This window comes from Streptomyces olindensis (genome assembly GCF_040645895.1).
Lineage (GTDB): Bacteria > Actinomycetota > Actinomycetes > Streptomycetales > Streptomycetaceae > Streptomyces > Streptomyces olindensis.
Genome location: NZ_JBEYZD010000087.1, coordinates 5,904 through 24,588, shown reverse-complemented (window position 1 = coordinate 24,588; position 18,685 = coordinate 5,904). Strand labels below are relative to the sequence as shown.

Annotated in this window: 17 protein-coding genes and 1 tRNA gene; 12 read left to right on the top strand and 6 right to left on the bottom strand. The window is 70.1% G+C overall.

The features are described from left to right. Positions 1-94: 94 nt before the first annotated feature. The gene (locus ABZ948_RS35825) at positions 95-2,797 is read left to right on the top strand and encodes a winged helix-turn-helix domain-containing protein (protein WP_359766830.1); all 2,703 of its coding nucleotides are present in this window, start codon (positions 95-97) and stop codon (positions 2,795-2,797) included. 41 nt (positions 2,798-2,838) lie between these two features. Here ABZ948_RS35825 and ABZ948_RS35820 read toward each other — a convergent pair whose 3' ends face one another. After that, positions 2,839-3,813: a hypothetical protein gene (locus ABZ948_RS35820; RefSeq protein WP_359766806.1), complete on the bottom strand. Its 975-nt coding sequence runs from the start codon at positions 3,811-3,813 to the stop codon at positions 2,839-2,841. A 125-nt stretch (positions 3,814-3,938) separates the two neighbouring features. Between ABZ948_RS35820 and ABZ948_RS35815 the strand changes: the two genes are divergently transcribed. From ABZ948_RS35815 to ABZ948_RS35805, 3 genes are all read left to right on the top strand, one after another. Beyond that, positions 3,939-5,567, top strand: coding sequence for an MFS transporter (locus ABZ948_RS35815; protein ID WP_359766804.1), 1,629 nt, complete (start codon positions 3,939-3,941; stop codon positions 5,565-5,567). 18 nt (positions 5,568-5,585) lie between these two features. After that, positions 5,586-6,119, top strand: coding sequence for a hypothetical protein (locus ABZ948_RS35810; protein WP_359766802.1), 534 nt, complete (start codon positions 5,586-5,588; stop codon positions 6,117-6,119). A gap of 127 nt (positions 6,120-6,246) precedes the next feature. Beyond that, the gene (locus ABZ948_RS35805; RefSeq protein WP_359766800.1) at positions 6,247-6,444 is read left to right on the top strand and encodes a DUF8691 family protein; all 198 of its coding nucleotides are present in this window, start codon (positions 6,247-6,249) and stop codon (positions 6,442-6,444) included. A gap of 21 nt (positions 6,445-6,465) precedes the next feature. On the opposite strand, the gene ABZ948_RS35800 is transcribed toward ABZ948_RS35805, so the two are convergent. Beyond that, complete coding sequence (locus tag ABZ948_RS35800) at positions 6,466-7,875, bottom strand: DUF2252 domain-containing protein (protein ID WP_359766799.1); 1,410 nt, start codon at positions 7,873-7,875, stop codon at positions 6,466-6,468. Further along, positions 7,872-8,513, bottom strand: coding sequence for a potassium channel family protein (locus tag ABZ948_RS35795; protein ID WP_359766797.1), 642 nt, complete (start codon positions 8,511-8,513; stop codon positions 7,872-7,874). Before ABZ948_RS35795 ends, ABZ948_RS35800 begins: the two co-directional genes overlap by 4 nt. Before the next feature lie 286 nt (positions 8,514-8,799). Here ABZ948_RS35795 and ABZ948_RS35790 point away from each other — a divergent pair, with 286 nt between their 5' ends. The 6 genes from ABZ948_RS35790 to ABZ948_RS35765 all read left to right on the top strand — a co-directional run bounded on the left by ABZ948_RS35790 (position 8,800) and on the right by ABZ948_RS35765 (position 13,620). After that, entirely contained in the window at positions 8,800-9,459 is a 660-nt protein-coding gene (locus ABZ948_RS35790; RefSeq protein ID WP_359766795.1) for an HdeD family acid-resistance protein, read from the top strand. Positions 9,460-9,554: 95 nt separating this feature from the next. Then, positions 9,555-10,913, top strand: coding sequence for a hypothetical protein (locus ABZ948_RS35785; RefSeq protein ID WP_359766793.1), 1,359 nt, complete (start codon positions 9,555-9,557; stop codon positions 10,911-10,913). 145 nt (positions 10,914-11,058) lie between these two features. Beyond that, positions 11,059-11,523, top strand: a complete 465-nt coding sequence (locus ABZ948_RS35780) for an SHOCT domain-containing protein (protein WP_359766791.1) — start codon at positions 11,059-11,061, stop codon at positions 11,521-11,523. Between the two features lie 30 nt (positions 11,524-11,553). Further along, positions 11,554-12,051: a DUF7144 family membrane protein gene (locus ABZ948_RS35775; RefSeq protein WP_359766789.1), complete on the top strand. Its 498-nt coding sequence runs from the start codon at positions 11,554-11,556 to the stop codon at positions 12,049-12,051. A 56-nt stretch (positions 12,052-12,107) separates the two neighbouring features. After that, positions 12,108-13,415, top strand: a complete 1,308-nt coding sequence (locus ABZ948_RS35770; RefSeq protein WP_359766787.1) for a diacylglycerol/lipid kinase family protein — start codon at positions 12,108-12,110, stop codon at positions 13,413-13,415. A gap of 85 nt (positions 13,416-13,500) precedes the next feature. Next, positions 13,501-13,620 (top strand) — tRNA-Pro (locus ABZ948_RS35765). Between the two features lie 321 nt (positions 13,621-13,941). Here ABZ948_RS35765 and ABZ948_RS35760 read toward each other — a convergent pair. Beyond that, positions 13,942-14,556, bottom strand: a complete 615-nt coding sequence (locus tag ABZ948_RS35760; protein ID WP_359766785.1) for a hypothetical protein — start codon at positions 14,554-14,556, stop codon at positions 13,942-13,944. A 128-nt stretch (positions 14,557-14,684) separates the two neighbouring features. On the opposite strand from ABZ948_RS35760, the gene ABZ948_RS35755 reads away from it, so the two are divergent. Together ABZ948_RS35755 and ABZ948_RS35750 are read left to right on the top strand one after the other, a co-directional pair. Next, positions 14,685-15,800: a helix-turn-helix domain-containing protein gene (locus ABZ948_RS35755; RefSeq protein WP_359766828.1), complete on the top strand. Its 1,116-nt coding sequence runs from the start codon at positions 14,685-14,687 to the stop codon at positions 15,798-15,800. A gap of 14 nt (positions 15,801-15,814) precedes the next feature. Continuing rightward, a complete protein-coding gene (locus tag ABZ948_RS35750) occupies positions 15,815-16,396 on the top strand; it encodes an HD domain-containing protein (RefSeq protein WP_359766783.1) in 582 nt (193 codons plus the stop codon). A 460-nt stretch (positions 16,397-16,856) separates the two neighbouring features. On the opposite strand, the gene ABZ948_RS35745 is transcribed toward ABZ948_RS35750, so the two are convergent. Both ABZ948_RS35745 and ABZ948_RS35740 read right to left on the bottom strand, forming a co-directional pair. Further along, positions 16,857-17,648, bottom strand: coding sequence for a hypothetical protein (locus tag ABZ948_RS35745; RefSeq protein ID WP_359766781.1), 792 nt, complete (start codon positions 17,646-17,648; stop codon positions 16,857-16,859). 494 nt (positions 17,649-18,142) lie between these two features. Then, positions 18,143-18,685, bottom strand: a 543-nt coding sequence (locus tag ABZ948_RS35740) for a hypothetical protein (RefSeq protein WP_359766779.1), incomplete at its 5' end; no start/stop codon positions are given.

Below are 18,685 nucleotides of genomic sequence, written 5' to 3'. Positions count from 1 at the left end.
TAACCGGTGTGGCGCGCGCTGGGGCAGGAACGCTGGGATGCTGAGTAGGGAGTACCACCCATGAGTGACCCTGGCCGACAGGGTGGTGAGCGCCGTGGCCGAGACCTACGAGGACGCTCAAGGACCGACTGTTCCGGCCGTTCCTTGCGCCGGTCCCCCGAGAGACCCGTTTCTACGCACCAGATTCGCCCTCCCCGCGCGGCCCGCCACGTTCCTGCGGCGGCAACGGCTCGTCGATCACCTCGACCAGGCTCTGCGGACACCGTTGACACTGCTCAACGGCGCGGCCGGGGCCGGCAAGACCCTGCTTGCCGCCGACTGGGCCGCCGGCCTGCGGCAGCCGGTCGCCTGGCTCACCGTCGAAGTGGGGGACCGGCGCCCAGGGGTTTTCTGGGCGTACGTCATCCAGGCCCTACATGCCTGCGGTGCGCTGGCGCCCGGCCCGGTCGGGTTCCCGGCGGACGCGTCCCGGGTGGACGACCGGCTCCTGGCAGCGCTCGCGGCCGAACTGAACGATCATGGCCGGCCCGTGGTCGTCGTGCTCGACGAGTACGACCGCGTGACCGCTCCGGAAGTCGCGGAGCAGCTCGGGTTCGTCCTGCATCACGCCGGGCGGGGGCTGCACCTGGTGCTCGTCACCCGCACCGAGCCGCTGCTCCCCCTGCACCGTTACCGGGCGGCCGGCGAGCTGACGGAGATCCGCGCCGCCGAGCTGGCCTTCACTCCTGAGGAGGCCGGCTCCCTGCTGGAGCTGCACGGTCTGAGCCTTCCGGCCCACGCCGCACACGCGCTGGTGGACCGCACCCGGGGCTGGGCGGCCGGCTTGCGCCTGTCCGCCCTGGCCGCTCGGGAGAGCGCCGACCCGGAGCGCTATCTGAAGGAGTTCGAGGCGGACCGGAGTACGATCGCGGATTTCCTGCTGGCCGAAGTCCTCAAGGGGCAGACGGAGGAGACGCAGAACCTCCTGCTGCGGGTCAGCGTCCTGGAGCGTTTCAGTCCTGATCTGGCCGACGCGCTGACCGGCCGGAGGGATGCGGAGCCGATTCTCGTCGGGCTGCACCGTGCGAACGCGTTCGTCGAGCACCTCGGGCACTCGTGGTACCGGCTCCACCCGCTGTTCGGGGAGATACTCCGGGCGCATCAGCGGGTGCGCCTGCCCGGGCTGGAGCCGGAACTCCACCGGCGGGCCGCGCGGTGGCTGCGCCGGCACGGGTTCCTGCCGGAGACACTCGTCCACGGCGCCGCCGCGGGCGAGTGGGATTTCGCCGCCGGGGCCCTCATCGACGACCTGGCGATCGGCCAGCTCTTCACCGGCCTGCGCTCGGGCGAGCTGATCCAGTTGTTCTCCCACATGGGGCCCGAGGCCAGGAGCCCCGCGACGGACCTCGTGCGTGCGGCCCGCGACCTGGCCCGGTGCGACCTCGGCCGTGGTCTGGCGCGCCTGCGCCAGGCCGAGGAGCGGCTGGCTCCCGAGGCGTCCGAACCGGCGTGTGACGTGGTGCCCGACCGAGCGGCCGCACAGCTGAGCTGTGCGCTGCTGGAAGCGCTGGCCGCCCGGCTGACCGGATGTCCTCCGCAGGCCGAGAAGGCCGCCCGGACGGCCGATGAGCTGCGGTGGGAGGTCCCGGCGCACCTCCTGGAGGAACATCCCGAGATTCCCGCTCTGCTGCTGACCCATCTGGGGTCGGCACGCCTGTGGGCGGGGCGTTTCGAGGAGGCGCGCGCTGCCCTGACCGCCGTGGCGGGCACTCCCGGCGGGGTCTCCACCGTGCTGCCCCGGGAGGAGTCGATGGGGCACCTGGCCCTGCTCGACTATCTGAACGGCTGGCCCGGCCGGGCGGAGCGCAGGGCGCTGGCGACGGTGGCCGAGGCGGAGCGGGTCGGCCTGCCCCAGCCGTCCGGTTCCGGCATCGGAAAGCTGGTCCTGGCCGCCGTGGCGGTCGACCGGCATGAACTGAGCCGGGCCCAAGCCCTCCTCGACGAGACGAACCGGCTTCTCTCGGGAACGCGTGATCCGGTGATGGCGGCGGGACGAGCTTTCGCCACAGCCCGCTTCCTGCTGGTCAGGGGCCATGCGCGAGCCGCCGTCGAGGCGGCGGACCCGGCCGTCGCCACCGCCGTGGCCTCACCCTGGGCGGCAGGCCACGAAGCGCTCGTCGCCTCCGCCGCGTACCTGGCCGAAGGACGGCCGGACGAGGCCACCGAGGTACTCCAGCGCGTGTCCGGTGACCAGCCCACGTGTGCCGTGGAGGCCGCGGCACTCCAGGTCGCCGCAGGCCGTACCGGGGCGGCCATCGACCTGCTCGACAGTATCCGCACCGAGGGCCGGGCCGGGCCCGGGGTGACCGTGCGGGCAGCGCTGGTCAGGGCTCAGGCCGCTCAGCGGGCAGGAGACACCGCCACCGCCCGCAGGCTCGTGGCGCATGCGCTCCTCGATGCCAGGCGGGAGCGGCTGCGACGTCCGTTCCTCGACACGGGAGCGTGGATCCGTCCTCTCCTGGCCATGGCTCCGCTCCACGAGCTGGCAGCGGGCTGGCTCAGGCCCGGCCCGCCGCGACACGGTGAACAGCCCCGGGCGGAGTCGCCGCCTCCGCCGCTCGTCGCGGTGGAACTGAGCGGGCGTGAACGCGACGTCCTGGAGCGGGTGGCCCGGATGATGTCGACGGAGGAGGTCGCCGCTGACCTCTGCCTGTCCGTGAACACGGTGAAGACGCACCTCAAGAGCGTCTATCGAAAGCTGGCGGTGAACCGTCGGGGCGATGCGGTGCGCCGCGCACGCGACCTGCGGCTGCTGTGAACCCACGTCGGTGAGAGCGTCCGGCGCCCGCGCCGCACCGGTCAGTGCCGCCGGTGGCGGCGCCGGTACCAGAGCGCGCCGACAGCGGCGGACGCCGCGGCCAGGGTGATGCCGAGGACCGGCCAGCGGCTCTCGGCGATGCGCAGGCCGGTCAGGAACGTCACGGCGGTCAGGACGAGCGGCACGAGCAGGGAGACGAGCGCACGGAGTACGGCCGCCATGACTTCCGGTTCGAGGCGGGAGGTCCGGCGGCGCGGGGCGGGTGCGGTGTCGGCGAAGTAGTAGGCGAGGACACGGGTCGCCAGGCGGGCGTCGGCACGCCGGTAGACCACCGCCATGTACGGGAGCCAGACGAGGGGCGCGACCAGTCCGACCAGGAGGACCACGCCGAGGAGCAGCCACCGCCAAGCCTGGACGGCGACCCGGTGTACGCGCGGGCCCTCGTCCTGGCTTTCGTCTGCCGGCGCGAGAATGCCGAGGAGGTGGGCCATGCGCAGGGTGACGGCCCACAGGGCCGCCCACCGCCTCCGGCGAGCGGGGGCTCCGGAGGGGCGTGGGATGCGGTTGACCGCGTCCTGGGCCTGTCGGGTGTCCTCGTACACGCCTTGGAGGACGAGGAGTTCACCGGCGCGGGCGCTCGCCGTGGGGTCACGGCCGTCGAGGGCGGCCAGTTCCAGGACCGTACGTGCCTGGCGGAGCAGCGCCGCGCAGAACGCGAGGGGAGTGAGCACGAGGAACGGGCCGCCCACGACGGATCCCTCCGATACGACGGCCCGTCGGCCGCGAGCGACCACCCGGGCCCGCAGTTCCGCGTCGGTGGCGTCGGGGTGCTTCCGCCGGAGCGAGGCGATCGCTTCGGGCACGGCCGGCCCGACGCGGCGGACGGCGAAGTCGGCGAGGAGTTCGGGAAGGTGCCCGGGATCGGTGACGACCGACGACAGCAGCGAGCGTTCGGGGGAGGGCTCCTTGCGGGAGCCCTCCGTTCTCGTCCTCTCCCGATGCGGCACATGTCGCATTTACCATGAATAGCCTTGATTGCCGCCTGGCTCACTCGGCCCTTCCCCCGTGGCGGGTGAGGCATCGGGCCCGTGCTTGGGCTGCGATGGGAGGAGCAGCCGGCCAACCCTGCGAGGTGGACAGCGTGAAGCACTGGCGGGCTCTGGTCGTCCTCGGTACGGCCCAGTTCCTGATGGTCCTGGACACCTCCGTCATGAACGTGTCCATCAGTCAGCTGGTCGAGGACTTCGACACGGAGGTCACCGCCATCCAGGCCGTCATCACGCTGTACGCGCTCGTCATGGCCGCGTTCATGATCATCGGCGGCAGGTTCGGGGACATCCTGGGGCGTCGCCGCATGTTCCTGCTGGGGCTGGTCGTCTACGGCGTGGGATCCGCCCTGACCGCTGTGGCACCCACGTTGTGGGTCCTCACGCTGGGCTGGTCCGTCATCGAGGGACTCGGGGCCGCCATGGTGCTGCCGGCCATGGCCGCCCTCGTCGCGGAGTCGTACCGCGGGAAGGACCGCGCCATCGCCTACGCGGTCATCGGCGGGCTCGCCGGCGCCGGGATCGCGGTGGGCCCGCTGCTGGGCGGCTGGGTGACGACGTACCTGACCTGGCGGCTGGTCTTCGCGGGCGAGGTGGTGGTCGTCGCGGCCGTCCTGCTGTGCCGCCGGGTGATCGCGACGCCCGCCCCGGCCGGCCCGCGTCCCCGGCTGGACGTGGTCGGTGCGGTGCTCTCCGCGGCCGGACTGGGGCTGGGCGTGCTCGGGGTGCTGCAGAGCAGCACCTGGGGATGGGTGCAGCCCCGCAACCCTCCCTTCACCGTCTTCGGCTTCGCCCCGACGCTGTTCGTCGTCGGCGCCGGGGCGGCCGTCCTGGCCCTCTTCCGGCACTGGGAACGGCGGCGGGAACACCAGGACGCCGACCCCCTCGTGCACCTGTCCCTGCTGGGCAGGCCCGTGCTGCGATCCGGTCTGATGACGCTGCTGAGCCAGAACCTCATCCTGCTGGGGCTGTTCTTCACGATCCCGCTGTACTTGCAGGTGGTTCAGGGGTTCGACGCCTTCGAGACGGGCCTGCGGCTGCTCCCGGTGTCCGCCACCATGCTCGTGACCTCCCTGTCCGCTTCCTCGCTGGGACGGCTTTGGGGGCCGCGCCGGGTGGTCCGGCTGGCCCTGGTGACCCTGGCGGCGGCCATCGTGTGGCTGCTGGCCACCGTCGACCCGGTCATCGACGACGCGCAGTTCGCCGGAGCCATGGCCCTGCTGGGCGTGGGCGTCGGCCTGCTCGCCTCGCAGCTGGGCAACGTCGTCCAGTCCGGCGTCGGCGAGGAGGAGCGCAGTGAGGCCGGGGGGCTCCAGTTCACGGCCCAGAATCTGGGCTCCGCGCTGGGCACCGCGCTCATCGGGTCGATTCTGATCGGTGCGCTGGCCCATGCCTTCACCACGCAGGTGGACGACAATCCGCAGCTGTCCGGACAGACCCGTGAAGAGGTCGGTGTCGCACTCCAGGCCGGGATCACCTTCGTCCCCACCGATCAGGTGCGCTCGGCGGCCGAGCGTGCCGGGCTGCCGCCGTCCGAGGTCGACGCCGTCGCGGACTCCTACGCCTCCGCGCAGCTGGACGGCCTGAAGGCGGCGATCCTGGCCACCGGCGGCATCGCTCTCGCCAGTTTCCTGGTCACGCCGCACCTGCCGACCGCCCGGGAAGGCCGTCGCCGGCGGCCGGACGCCGAGGCTCCGGCCGGGGCGACGGGATCGACGCGCTGAGTTCGGGAGGAGTCACCGGTGTCCAGAACCAGAGCCACGACCGGCCCGGCCGCGGCCCGCGCGGAGCGCCGAGCCGAGCGCCGGGCCCAAGCGGATTACACGGGCGGCGTCTACGGATCCATGCTCGCGGCCTCCGTGGTGATCGGCGCGGGCACCCTCGGCTCCTTCCCCCGCATCGAGCTGGTGCTGCTGCTGTTGCTGACCGGAGTGGTCTTCTGGGTCGCGCACGTGCACGCCCAGCTGTTCGGGGCGCGCCTGGCGCAACAGGCTCCGGACCGCCGGGTCGTGCTGCACGTGTGCCGTGACGAGTGGCCGATCGTCAAAGCCACCGTTCCGCCGGCCGCGGCGGTGGCCGTCAGCCCGCTTCTCGGACTGGACGTGCGAGGTGCTCTATGGCTCGCTCTCTGCGTCGCCGTGGCCGGCCAGGTGGGCTGGTCCGTGGCCGCGGCCCGCCGCGCCGGTGCCTCGCCGCGGCTCATGGCCACCACCGCGTCGGTCAACCTGGTGCTCGGGCTGCTGATCATCTCCTTCAAGATCGTTCTGACGCATTGATCACCGGCGTCCGCTCGCCGGGCGACGGTCACCTGTACCGGGTGAGGTCCCACGGGGCACGGAGGCGGACGATCGCCGGTAAGGGCCGCCGTCCGCCGGACCGAAGCAGTCCATGGAGGGACAGCTCGTGCGCTACGAGATCCGTATCGAGGGACACCTGTCGGAAACGCTGGCCAAGGCGTTCCCGGAGCTGGGCCACGTGGTGATGTCCGGCCAGACCATCCTGTTCGGCCCTGTCGTGGACGAAGCGCACCTCTATGGGCTGCTGGCACGCTGCCAGTCACTGGGACTTAGGGTCATGGAGATGCGCCAGCTGCCGGAGTGACGGGACCCGGGGGCGCCGTGCTCACAGCCGCTCCGCCCTGATCCGGCCGGCACGGCAGGCGTCCTCCAACGCCGCGAAGTCCCGTTCGTTCTGGTCGGCGTACGCCTGGGCGAACTCCGTGAGCGCGCGGTCGAAGCGGTCGCCGGCGCCCAGATAGGCGGCGAGCGCGATGGGATCGCCCGAGCGGGCGTGGGCCCGCGCCAGAGACGCCCCGCACAGCCGGCCGAAGAGGGCGAGCAGGCCCGGCCCCATGGTCTCCGGCTGCGCGATGCCCTTCCAGTCCCACAGCTGGCGCACGTAGAAGTCCCGGTCCTGCCCGTCGAGGCCCACGACGTGCGTCCAGCCCAGGAAGATGTCACTGGTCGTCTGCATCAGGCGCTGTCCGGTCACCACCCGGCGCCCCTGGTTGTCGTAGCGATCGCCACCCGTGTGGGCGGACAGCACGGACTCCTGGGCTTCCTTGGCCTGGAGCAGCAGCGGATCGTCGTCGTCCCTGCCGAGCAGGAGCAGAATCCAGCAGCGCGTACCGACACTGCCGACGCCCACCACCTTCCGGGCCATGTCCACCAGACGGTAGTGGCGCAACAGGTGGCGGCGTTCGGACGGCAGGGTCCGCGCGTACCCGTCCACCAGGGCCCGAAGCTCCCTCTCGCGCCCCTCTTCGGAGGGGTCGTCGAGCAGGTGGTCGAGCGGAGTGATCAGGGGCGGGTCGGGAGTGATGCGACGGCCCTGGGCCGTGACCCGGGTGAGCTTGGTGAAGGCCCGCAGATGGGTCCGCGTGCGGGCCCGCTCCGCCGCCCGGGCGGTACGGCGTGCCGCCTCCTCGTCCCTCGACGAGGTCATCAGCTCCCGCATCCGCTCGGCGTCGTCCTGGGCGTACCAGATGTCCAGGGTGCGCATGCCGGCGAACTGGCGCATCCGCTCCCGGTACGCCTTCACACAGGCGCGCACGGTGTTGTTCTGCTCCTTGAGCGAGAACCCGTTCGCGCGGGCCGCCGTCACGAAACCGGCCGCCAACCGTTTGACGTCCCACTCGAACGGTCCGGGAAGGGTCTCGTCGAAGTCGTTGATGTCGAAGACCAGGCGGCGCTCCGGCGAGGCGAGCAGCCGGAAGTTCAGGGGGTGGGCGTCCCCGCAGAGCTGCACCTGGAGCCCGGTGCTGGGGAGGGGGGCCAGGTCGGCCGCCATGATCGCGGCGGCGCCGCGGTAGAAGCGGAACGGCGACTCCAGCATGCGGCCGTAGCGGATCGGCACCAGCTCCGCCACCCGCTCGGCCGACTGCCGCTCCACCACCTCGACGGGATCGGGCCGCTGCTCGGCGGTCTCGTACCAGCCGTGCGACGAACGCGGCGCCCGCCGGCGAGCGTTCCTGCCGTAGGCCGCTCGCTCGTCCGGGGACAGGGACTCGGTGAAAGCGCTCGGCACGGTCATGGTCCGGCCTCCTCGTCCGGCGTCCCGGCGTCGGCACCGGAACGCGCTTGTGCCGACGGCGCGCGGCGCTGCCGACGCAGCCCCACCTGGACGGCGCTCGCCAGCACCCGCGCGGCGACGCCGACGAGCAGCAGCCCTCCCGTCATCTGCAGCATCGTCAGCACGCGTCCGGTCTGGGAGTCGGCGGTGATGTCCCCATAGCCGACCGTGCTGAAGGTGGTCAGGGTGAAGTACAAGGCGTCCGTCCTGGTCAGCGGCTCGCTGAAGGAGCCCGGGGCGGAGCGGTCCAGCAGGTAGTAGGCGCCGGCGAAGAGGACCAGGAACAGCACCAGCGTGGCGGCCAGGGCCTCGACGGCCCTCAGGCGCGGGTGCGGCGAGCGGGCGATGACCCGCACCTCCCATCCGAACACCAGCAGTACCGCCAGCAGGCCGCACACGAGCAGCGCCGACGCGCCGGCCGTACCGCGCTCGTCCAGGGGCAGCAGGTAGTAGGCGGTGACGAGGCCGACCGTGATGAGCACGGCGCGGGCGACGACGACGACCGCCGCCCACCGGCGGGGGCGGTGCCGACGACGCGGCCGGTCCGCGTCCGGCCCTGGCCGGGCCCGGTCCGTCCGGGCGGTGTTCGGATCGCTCATCTCGTGTCTTCTCGCTCCGTCCGGCCCCGGAAGGCCGCTCCGGCCGGGGTCGGCCGCTCCGGCCAGCCCCGGCAGATCGCCCCGTCCGGCCCCGGAAGGCGGGTGGGCCGGGCGCCGGGAGACTTCCAGCTCACCGCCACGGCGGAGCCGATGGATCACCCGTGGTGGGTGAGCCGGTCACCGAGCGGCAGGCGTGACCCTGGAGCGGTCAGGTGCTCGCGCATCCGCCCCCTCACCCCACCCCGTCGGCTTCCGGAGGCGACGGCTGATCACGCGAGGAGGAGCCATGACCATGTCGCGTGGTCCGGCATCGCGTACCGGGCTGGAACTCGAGCCCGGCGGGGTGGCCCCGGGTCTGATGGGAGACTCCGCGGACGTGCTCGCGCGTCTCGGCCGTTCCTGGAGCTGGCTCCTGGGGTCGGCCGTCATGACGCTGGTGCCGGGCGTCCTGGTGCTGGTGTGGCCGGAGGCGACCCTGCACGTCCTGGCGGTCCTCATCGGCCTGTACCTGCTGGTGAGCGGGGGGTTCCGGTTCGTGGCCGTCTTCGCACGGGAGGGGCACGAGCGGCTGCCGGGGCTGTTCCTGGCCGTGCTGTACGTCCTGGCCGGGGTGCTGTGCCTGAGGAACCCGCTGCAGACGATCGCCGCGCTCTCGCTGATCACCGGCGTCGTCTGGCTCGTGTCCGGCATCCTCACCCTCTACACGGCCATCTCCGTCGAGGACCTGCCACACCGCGGCGTCGTTACGGTCGCCGCCGTACTCGGCATCGTCGCGGGGATCGTGGTGCTCGCCCTTCCTGCCGAGTCGGCCCGTGCCCTGACCAGGCTGCTCGGCCTGTGGCTCGTCCTGCTCGGCCTGGCCGAGGCGGTGGTCGCCCTCGCGTGGCGGGCCGCGCTCCGAAAGACGCACCCCCCGGAGCCGGACGCCCCCGCCGCGACGGCCTGACACCGCGCGAGCGCTCCGTTTCGGCTGCCTCCCCGACCGTCATCCCGATCAGCGACCGTCGCCTCCGGCGCGCCACACGCGGAAAAGGAGCCCCCATGAACCCCACCGTGCCCCCGGATCCGCCGGACTCCGGCAAAGACGTCACCCGCCACCACGCCATGACCGCCGAGGAACGGGCGGAATACGAGCGACTGCGCCGCCACGCCTCGGTGCGCCACCGGCGGATACGCCAGGTCGGCTCCTCGGTCCTCCTCCTGCTGGCCCTGCTGCTCGCGCCCCTGGCCGTCGTCGCGGCCTGGGTCCAGGACACGGTCTCCGACACCGACCGGTACGTGGAGACCGTCGCGCCGCTGGCATCCGAGCCGGCCGTGCAGGAGGTCGTGATCAACCGGCTCGCGGACCGCGTGGTGGCCAACGTGGACGTCGCGGCGGTGACGGACTCGCTCGTCAAGGCCCTCCAGGACGCCGGGGCCCCGCCCCGCGTCGTGGAGGGGGCCGAGTCCCTCGAGGGTCCGCTGCGCAACGCGGTCAGGACCGTCGTGGACCGCACCGTCACCCGCGTGATCACCAGTGACGCCTTCCAGCAGGTGTGGGAGGGCGCCAACCGGCGCTCGCACGCCGCGGTGGTGAACATGCTCACCGGAGAGCGCGAGGGTGCCGTGCGCGCCGAGGGTGACACCGTCCAACTGGACGTGGGAGCGGTCGTCGACCAAGTGCGGGAGCGGCTCGTCGACGCGGGTTTCGACAAGGCCGCCGCCATTCCGGACACCGACCGGACGATCACCCTGTTCCAGACGGAGGAACTGGGCAAGGCGCAGGACGCGATGCGGCTGCTGGACATCCTCGGCACCTGGCTGCCCGTCCTGACCGTCGTACTCGCCGCGCTCGCCGTGTGGGCCAATCCGGCACACCGGGTGATGCTGATGATCACCGCGGCGGGTGTCGGCCTGATGATGGTGGTGCTGCTCGTCGCGCTGGCCGTCGTCAGACGGGTCTATCTGGACTCGGTCCCGCCTGACGCGCTGCCCACCGATGCCGCCGCCGCGATCTTCGACACGTTCGTCCGTTTCCTGCGCGACAGCACGCGCACCCTGCTGGTCGTGGCGGTGATCACGGCACTGGTCGCGTACCTGTACGGTCCCGGACGCCCCGCCCGCGCCGTCCGCACGGCGGCGAACCGGGGCACGACGGCCGCCGGCCGAGGGCTGCGCCGCGCCGGACTGCGCACCGGATCCACCGGACGCTGGCTGACAGACCACCGGGCATGGACCACCGGTGGCGTCATCGCGGCGGGAGCGCTGGCGCTGGTCCTCTGGAACCACCCCACGGTCGGAGCGGTGGCCCTCGTTCTCGGCATCGCCGTGGCCGTCCTGATCATCCTGGCGATCCTCGCGGCGGCAGCCGGACCGGCCGGCCGGGCGGCGGACCGGGCGACGGAAAGGCCGGCCCCGTGAGAGCCCCATGCGCTGGTGCGCGTCACCCCGGGCCGCCGGCTGCCGCACGCTCACCCGCATCGGGTGAGGCCGCCCGGCCCTTGCCGTGCCCACGCTGAAGACAGCACGCGACGGCGGCCGTGCGGACGCCGGGACGGAGAGAGATATGAGCGCGCAGACGTACCTGGCGTACGACTATCCCCTGCTGAGCGTCTTCTGGAGCATGCTTCTGTTCTTCCTGTGGATCATGTGGTTCGTTCTGCTCTTCCGTGTCGTCGTCGACATCTTCCGTGACGACGACCTGAGCGGCTGGGGGAAGGCCGGCTGGATGGCGTTCACCATCCTGCTGCCCTTCCTGGGCGTCTTCGTCTACGTGGTCGCCCGCGGCAAGAACATGGGCCGCCGGGAGGTCGCCCAGGCACGCGCGCAGCAGGAGGAGTTCAACGCCTACATCAGGCAGACCGCGGCCGGCGGCCGGACCAGCAGCGTCGACGAACTCGCCAGGCTGTCCGAGATCCGCTCCCGCGGCGACATCACGGACGAGGAGTTCCGCAGGGCGAAGGACCTGGTCCTGGCCGGCCACGGTCCGGCGGAGCACCCGGGCTCCACCTCCCCTACCTCTGGTCGCTGACCATCCGGATCACAGGAAACGAGGCCCAAGATGACCGCGACACACACCCGGCCGGAACACACGGCCAAGCAGGAATGGGCGACCGGCCTGACGGCCTTCGCGGCGGTGATGCTCTTCCTGGTCGGCCTGCTCGACATCTTCCGGGGCATCATGGCCGTCGCCGAGGACGACATCTTCGTCACGACGCGCAACTACGTCTTCGAGTTCGACCTGACCGGCTGGGGCTGGATCCACCTCGCTCTGGGGGCGGTCGCCGTGCTCGTCAGCTTCGGACTGCTGAGGACCGCGACCTGGGCACGCGTCGCCGGCGTGGCCATCGCCGGACTCGTCATCATCGCCAACTTCCTCTCCCTGCCGTACTACCCGGTGTGGTCGGTCGTGATGATCACCATCTCGGGCTTCATCATCTGGGCCCTGTGCGTGGTCCAGCGTGGCAACCTCTTCGACCTGTCCGAGGAGCGCCCGGCGTACGAGGAGCGCCCGGTGTACGAGGAGCGCCGCCCCTACGAGAAGCGGCCACCGGCTTAGTGCGACGCGACGGCAACACGAGAGGCCCGGGAGGGGCGAGCGCAGCCGTACTGCCTATGGGCCCTGCGGCACGGGCCCGCCTCGCCGTACTCGCCCTGCTGGGCAGCATCCTGGTGGCGCTCGTCGCCGCCGGTCTGCGGAGCGTGCTGTGGGCGCTGGCGGGCATCGCCGCACTGGCGCTGGCCGCCGTGGGGGTGTGGTGGGCCCTGGCGCACACCGGGGCGCTGCGTGCTCTCGGGGCGGTCCTGTCGGTGGTGGCGCCGGTCGCTGTCCTGGCCCTCTACGCCACGTTCGGCATGCTGGGGCCGGCCTTGCTGTCCCTGGCCCTGTGGGTCCTGGCCGTCACGGCGGCGCGTACGGCCCTGAGCCCCGGGCACACCGCCTCCGGTCAGGCGGTCGCCGAGGCGCCCCACAGCCCCTGGATCCTCATGAATCCGCGCTCGGGCGGCGGCAAGGTGGGCCGTTTCCACCTGGTCGACGAGGCCCGGGCGGCCGGCTGCCGGGTGGTCCTCCTCGAAGGCGGCCAGGATGTCGCCGGACTGGCCCGGCAGGCCGTCGCCGAGGGGGCCGACCTGCTGGCGGTGGCGGGCGGCGACGGCACCCAGGCGCTGGTGGCCGAGGTCGCGGCGGACCACGACCTGCCGTTCCTGGTGATCCCCGCCGGCACCCGCAACCACTTCGCCCTGGACCTCGGCCTCGACCGCGACGATCCGACGACGGCCCTGGAAGCCCTGACCGACGGCGTCGAACTCCGCATCGACCTCGGGTACGCCGCGGACCGGGTCTTCGTCAACAACGCCTCGTTCGGAACGTACGCGTCCGTCGTCACCGACCCCGCGTACCGGGACGCCAAGGCCCGCACGACCCTGCGCACCCTCCCCGGCCTCCTCACGGGTGAGGACGCGCCCAGACTGCGGTCGCGGGCCGACGAAACGTACGTAGACGGACTTCAGGCGCTCCTCGTCAGCAACAATCCCTACGGACGTGCCGTCGACGCGGCCCATCCGGGGCGCAGGCAGCGGCTGGACTCGGGCATGCTCGGCGTGGTGTACGTGCGGGTCGGCAACACCGCTCAGGCGGCCCGACTGGTGCGCGGCCCGCGCTCCGGGGGACTTGTCCGGCTGAGCGCCAGGGAAGTCGTCGTCGAAGCCGACACGGACACCCTCCCGGTCGGCATCGACGGAGAGCACGTCGTTCTGCCCGCACCCGTCGTGTGCCGCAGCGCGCCCGGGGCGCTCCGGGTGCGTGTGCCACGCCGTCGCCCCCACGCACCGCGTGTCAGAGGCGGGGCGGCCGACTGGCCGCGCGTGGCACGGTTGGCGCTGGGGCCCCTCTCCCCTGCCCGGGGACAAGACGAGCCATGAAGGAGCGGCCCGGGCAGTGCCACGCGTGAGCGATGCGTGAGCGGACGGCCGAGGACAGGCCACCACAGCCCGGTCCGCCGATCACGCCGTGGTGCTGCTGACCTGTAAGAACAGCACTAGTCGGCACGAATGAGCACCCCTCGGCAGGGATTCGATCCCACTCCTAAAGCGGGTGTCGCAGGTTCGAATCCTGCCGGGGGCACCAGCCAAAAGGCCCCGGACCGATCTTGGTCCGGGGCCTTTCACTTCCACTGTCAGGATCAAAGCGGGCGGCCGAGGACTCCTGTTGCGATCTCGGCGCTTCCAGGGTCGATGAAAGCCCGGAGCTGGGATGTCTGGGCAGCGCATGCGCGCCGCGCCTGCCTGTACCTCTCGCTCAGCCGGTCGGCTGTAGCACACGGGAGTCCGAGATTCACGCCCTCCTCGTCCATGGCCGTGCACGTCACGCAGGTGATGCAGTGATTCGCCATACGCAGGTACGCGGCCGTCCAGGGAGCATCGGCGAATGACGGGTACGGGATGCCGCTCATGCCTCGGGCTCCGTGTCCACGCAGTGCCGTCCAGCGGCGATCAGCCGCGCGACCGTGAGCGGAGTGCACAGCACTGCGGCTGAGTCCATCGGCACCGACCAGTAAGAGGCGAAGGCGTGTTCTCGGTTCACGGCATCCAGCCGCGGCACTCCCAGGTAGCTTCCCCGGCCGAGGCAATCCACTTCCAGAGCACGCCATGTCTCGGCCATCTGACGCAGCGTCGCCGGCATGCTGGCGGGAACCAGCGCGTAGTACCGCGAAAAACGCGGGTCACAGATGACGGGCCCGCCGCCGAGGGCCTCAGCCAGGAACTCATCCAAGCGGTCGGCTTCGGTGCTGGCACTCAGGGCGGTCAGCAGATGTTCAGGGATCCGCACGGCGGAGAACAGCCCGCCCAACGGCAGCATCGCCACCCGTTGTTGCTCCCACTCCCACCGGGCCCGGCACCGGAGCGGAGCCGGCAGTGCGGCCAACAGCCAGTGCTCCGCCGCGAGCCGACGGTCCGTGGTGGGGTGGATGAGCACGCCGGGCTCCTCCCCGACCGGACGCAGAACGCCGAGTGCTCCCGGGGCTTCCCTCGGCTGGATACCTGCTGGCGTATCGGCGTCCATGGCTGCACCTTCCCTATACGCTCCGTTATTGAGTCACTACTGCCTGAACGGTAGAAAACGTCGATCACCGCATGAAGTGACTGGCGGTACAGGTATGGATGGGGACCACACGGGGACAGGTGGCTGAGATGCCGTCAAGCTCAGGACAACCCCTGACCGGCGGTCGGGGTACGCACGCGCGACCCCGGATCGGGGTCATTTCCGGATACGTATTCCGCATCATCCGGGAGCAGCTCGGCCGAACGCAGGACGAGGTGGCCGAGCTGTTGGAGGTCTCTCCGGACACGATCGCGGGCTGGGAGTCCGGGCGACGACCGCTGACTGCCGTGCCGGTCGGACAGATGCTGGTGCACCGGCACCGACTCATGCAGACGGGCATCTCACCCACCCTGCTTCAGGCTCTGGAGAGAGCGACGGAGGCCGACGTTCTCCTGACCGGCGCCTTGGATGACGAGGCACCCGCCGACGAGAGCCCGCTTGGGGCGTGGGTCATGCAGCGCGATCTCGTCGAGGTCCTCGCATGGCCGCTCACCCGGATGCCGCCGCAGCCGGTTCGCGATCTGCCCGCGCCCCGACGGCCGCGCCGAGGCCCCGTACCGTCAGCGCCCGAGCTGAAGGCCACCGATCGGCGCAGGTTCTTCGCACGGATGCGACACACGGCAGAACTGGCGCGCCGCGAGGACCAGTTCCTACTGCGACGCCAGGCGCTGTACCTGTCCAGCTACGACGACCAGGCCGACACTTCCGAGTGGCTCGCCCATCAGCAGGCCACCCAGCGGCCCGGAGGCTGGCTCATCGACTGGCTGAACGCCCGCTCCGTAGCAGCGGTCGCCGCACGGCAGGGCGACCGCGAGCGGATGGGCCATTTCATCGACACGGTCCTGCTCGACGATGACCGCGGTGAGGCCGCGAACTTGAACTACTGGGCGTACTGGGTGGGTGAGAGTCGCCACCTCGAACTGTCCGACGACTTCATCGCGTCCCGCACGCCTGGGCCCTGGCCCGGAGACAAGCTGCTCGCCCACCTCGCCAACGGGCTGGCTCCTCACCACGGGTACGTCGACCTGAACATTCACTCCCTGTGGTCCCTGCTCGCCGTCCGGCCGAACCTTCTCAAATCCGGGGCAGCGACCCGAGCCCTGCACGATCGACTGCCAGTGATGTTGGATAGCCAGGGGTTGTCGGCTCGCGCTCGCCGTGAACTGGACAGCATCAGGTATGCGATCCGCCTTGCCGAGGCGTGAGAGGAGACTCGACCGTGACCGAAGAGCTGACCCAGGTGGCACGGTTCCTGTACGAAGCGGGGACGCTCAAGCAGTCGAAGCGCACCGGGTGGTGGATGGCTGGGGTGCGCGACCCGGAGAGCGTCGCCGAGCACGCCTGGCGCACCTCGCTCATCGCGTCGATCATCGCCAAACTGGAGGGAGCAGACCCTGCCCGAGCCGCGTTCCTGGCGGTGTGGCACGACTCGCAGGAGAGCAGGACCGGGGACGTCAACCATTTGGCCAAGAAGTACGGCGCCGGCGAAGCCGACCCCAAGGTGGTGACCGCCGACCAGGTGGCGGGCATGCCCGAAGCACTTGCGACCACAGTGCAGGAACTGATCGACGAATACGAAACCCGGGAATCACCCGAAGCGATCTGCGCGCGAGACGCGGACAAGCTGGAGTGCATGCTGCAGGGCATCGAGTACAAGGCCCAAGGCTACGAGCTCGCACAGCGGTGGATCGACAACAGCCGCGGCCGCCTCATCACGAAGACGGCGAACGAGCTGGCCGACCAACTGCTGGCGACCGACCCATTGGACTGGCTGCGCAGCACGATGGGCGAGTCGCACTGATTCCGCCGAAGGCGACTCCGCCACACCGCATCAGATGAACGATGCGTCCAGCCCACTCCGCGCCCCTCGCGCAGCCGCAAGGCATTGAACTGCCCTGCTGCGCACTTGACTTCGGGCCCGGCCGACCGACTGAGTTGCAACTTTCTATACGGGTTCAAGGCCCGCGCACGGCGCGGGCGCGCGCCGCCTCTGCGGCGCGGCCTGCCTCCTGTCTTCGCCCCGGCTGGCCGCGCCCGGCGGCGCGCTCGGCGGCTGCGGGCATGAAGTGGGAGACACCCTCTGTGGCTGGGGCGGTCGGCTCCACGGCTTTAGGCAGCCACTTTGGGGCGAGCCTCTAAGATCATGGCCCCAACGTCGTGCTTTAACGGGCAGGTCCCCAGACTGCCCGACTCGCCGGAAGCTTACGGGGCCATGATCACTCGCCCCAAAGCAGCTCCAGCCCAAAGCCGCTCCGCCGACCTCACTTGCGACGTCGAGGAACGGGCAACAGATTGTCAGAATCGAAGTACTCGCGAACCTCGTCCACTACCGCTTTCGCGGTAACGCTGAGCGATATCCCCTCATTATGCCTATGTTCAACTAGGCGGTTATGTATCCAATCGAACTTCGATTTAAGGAAGTCGTCAAGTTCAGGGTAACGGTCAGGCATTTCCTTGGCGCACTCTTCAAGCACCGGGCCAATTGCACCGAGATATTCATGCGCAGCCTCCAAATGGCGCTCGATCAGGTCGGCTATCTTGGCCGGAAGAAGAGGATTCTCCAGCACTGCACGGAAGTCCGCCTCCTTCTCCGTGTATTTTCGAGGAACGGAAATCATCCCGTCCTTATATTCCCAGTCTTTCGGCTTCGCGGGAAACTCAACCTTCGCACTATCCTCTGCCCAGTCCTCCTTGTCCGCGTCATAGGAGCTGAGGTAGTCCGCGTGGATCCAGGCCGTGGGGCACAGTTCCGGTCGATACTCCCGCAACTCTTCAGGCCTTCTCCTGCCGAAGGCAAATTCCAAGTACGCGTCATACATGCGAAAGATGTTGGCTTTCTCGCCGAAGTCCATATCGAAATCTTCCGCAAGTTCATCACTCCTCTTTCCGACGAAGAGCTCCAGCGCCGAAGAGAGTGCTTCGATCTGCTTCTTGAAGATTTCAGTCCTGAGAGGTTGAAAAATAGTCCTCTTGGCGTTGATATAGCCCAGAACTGCCACCATCGAGGTGGCCAGCCAAAAAATTATCTGCACGATCGAGGTCGCTAATTTCACGGCGCTTCCCCATTGGTATGTCGTCGCCTACGGTGCCCCATAACATATCTCGCATCCATCCTCAGTGGGTCGGTCTTCCCACATGCGCCTGTACCGCAGCGTTGCGGGGTACCGGGCCGCTAAATCTGTGCATCGCCGCACGCGACTACACGACGAGCGCCCTCCCGGGCCGTCCTCGGGCCGTGGAAGGGCGCTCAATGGTGACCAACGTTGACAGGTGCCGACAGCTCGGCAGCAGGTCAGGGCGTGGATCGATTCGGCGGCCGCAGGTCACGGCCGCCGATGATCAGTTGTGGCTGTGCAGGTCATCGGCCACCGAGGGTCTGTATTCAAAACCGTCGACGAAGCACGGTGCTCCTCGCAGACAGCTCACCAGCCTTCGCCGTCCTTGCCCTTGACCCATACACTTCAACGTGCTTGACGTGCGCACGCACCACGCACGGCGCTGCCTGTGGGACTGAGGGCCAGCAGAGTCGATCCCTCGTCTGTAGCGGTCAGCTGTCCTCGGGGCTGTCGCTAACGCCATCGGAGTTCGCTTCAGTGGTGGTGCCGGTGACGCGGTCGTGTGCCTTCTCTGCGGCGACCATCACGAGCGCTACCAATCCGCTTAGCTCCAGGAACTTGCCGAGGATGCCGTCAGCGGTCTCGTTGGAGAATGTCACCGTCATCAAGGACGTCATGATGACGGCACCTACGTATAGAGCAAACTCCTTGCGGCTCACCTCGACCGGAAGGTACTCGATGGCTTCCGAGGCGGTGAAGTCACGGACGGTGTCCTCCAGCTCGGCCACCAGTTCCTCGGGAACGTCGTCTTCGGCCGTGGCCCGGTAGCTCTCTTCCACTGCGGCTGCGACGGTCGTGAGCTGAGCCTGACTGAGGGTACGGAGCCCCTCCACCGTGCTCATCAACTGGGACAGGTCGGTGGCGCCGACGGTCAGGCTGAGGTTGGCCTGCATCCGTCGCTGGGTATCAGCGAACGAGAGCAGGGCCCTGGACAGGCCGGTCATGTCGAGGTTGGCCTGCATCCGTCGCTGGGA

Bases quoted from the DNA above. Each gene is read 5' to 3' on its own strand.
- ABZ948_RS35795 (WP_359766797.1), bottom strand. From the start codon at position 8,513: ATGAGCGATCCGAACACCGCCCGGACGGACCGGGCCCGGCCAGGGCCG.
- ABZ948_RS35800 (WP_359766799.1), bottom strand. From the start codon at position 7,875: ATGACCGTGCCGAGCGCTTTCACCGAGTCCCTGTCCCCGGACGAGCGA.
- ABZ948_RS35790 (WP_359766795.1), top strand. From the start codon at position 8,800: ATGACCATGTCGCGTGGTCCGGCATCGCGTACCGGGCTGGAACTCGAG.
- ABZ948_RS35820 (WP_359766806.1), bottom strand. From the start codon at position 3,813: ATGCGACATGTGCCGCATCGGGAGAGGACGAGAACGGAGGGCTCCCGC.
- ABZ948_RS35755 (WP_359766828.1), top strand. From the start codon at position 14,685: ATGCCGTCAAGCTCAGGACAACCCCTGACCGGCGGTCGGGGTACGCAC.
- ABZ948_RS35780 (WP_359766791.1), top strand. From the start codon at position 11,059: ATGAGCGCGCAGACGTACCTGGCGTACGACTATCCCCTGCTGAGCGTC.
- ABZ948_RS35785 (WP_359766793.1), top strand. From the start codon at position 9,555: ATGAACCCCACCGTGCCCCCGGATCCGCCGGACTCCGGCAAAGACGTC.
- ABZ948_RS35760 (WP_359766785.1), bottom strand. From the start codon at position 14,556: ATGGACGCCGATACGCCAGCAGGTATCCAGCCGAGGGAAGCCCCGGGA.
- ABZ948_RS35770 (WP_359766787.1), top strand. From the start codon at position 12,108: ATGGGCCCTGCGGCACGGGCCCGCCTCGCCGTACTCGCCCTGCTGGGC.
- ABZ948_RS35775 (WP_359766789.1), top strand. From the start codon at position 11,554: ATGACCGCGACACACACCCGGCCGGAACACACGGCCAAGCAGGAATGG.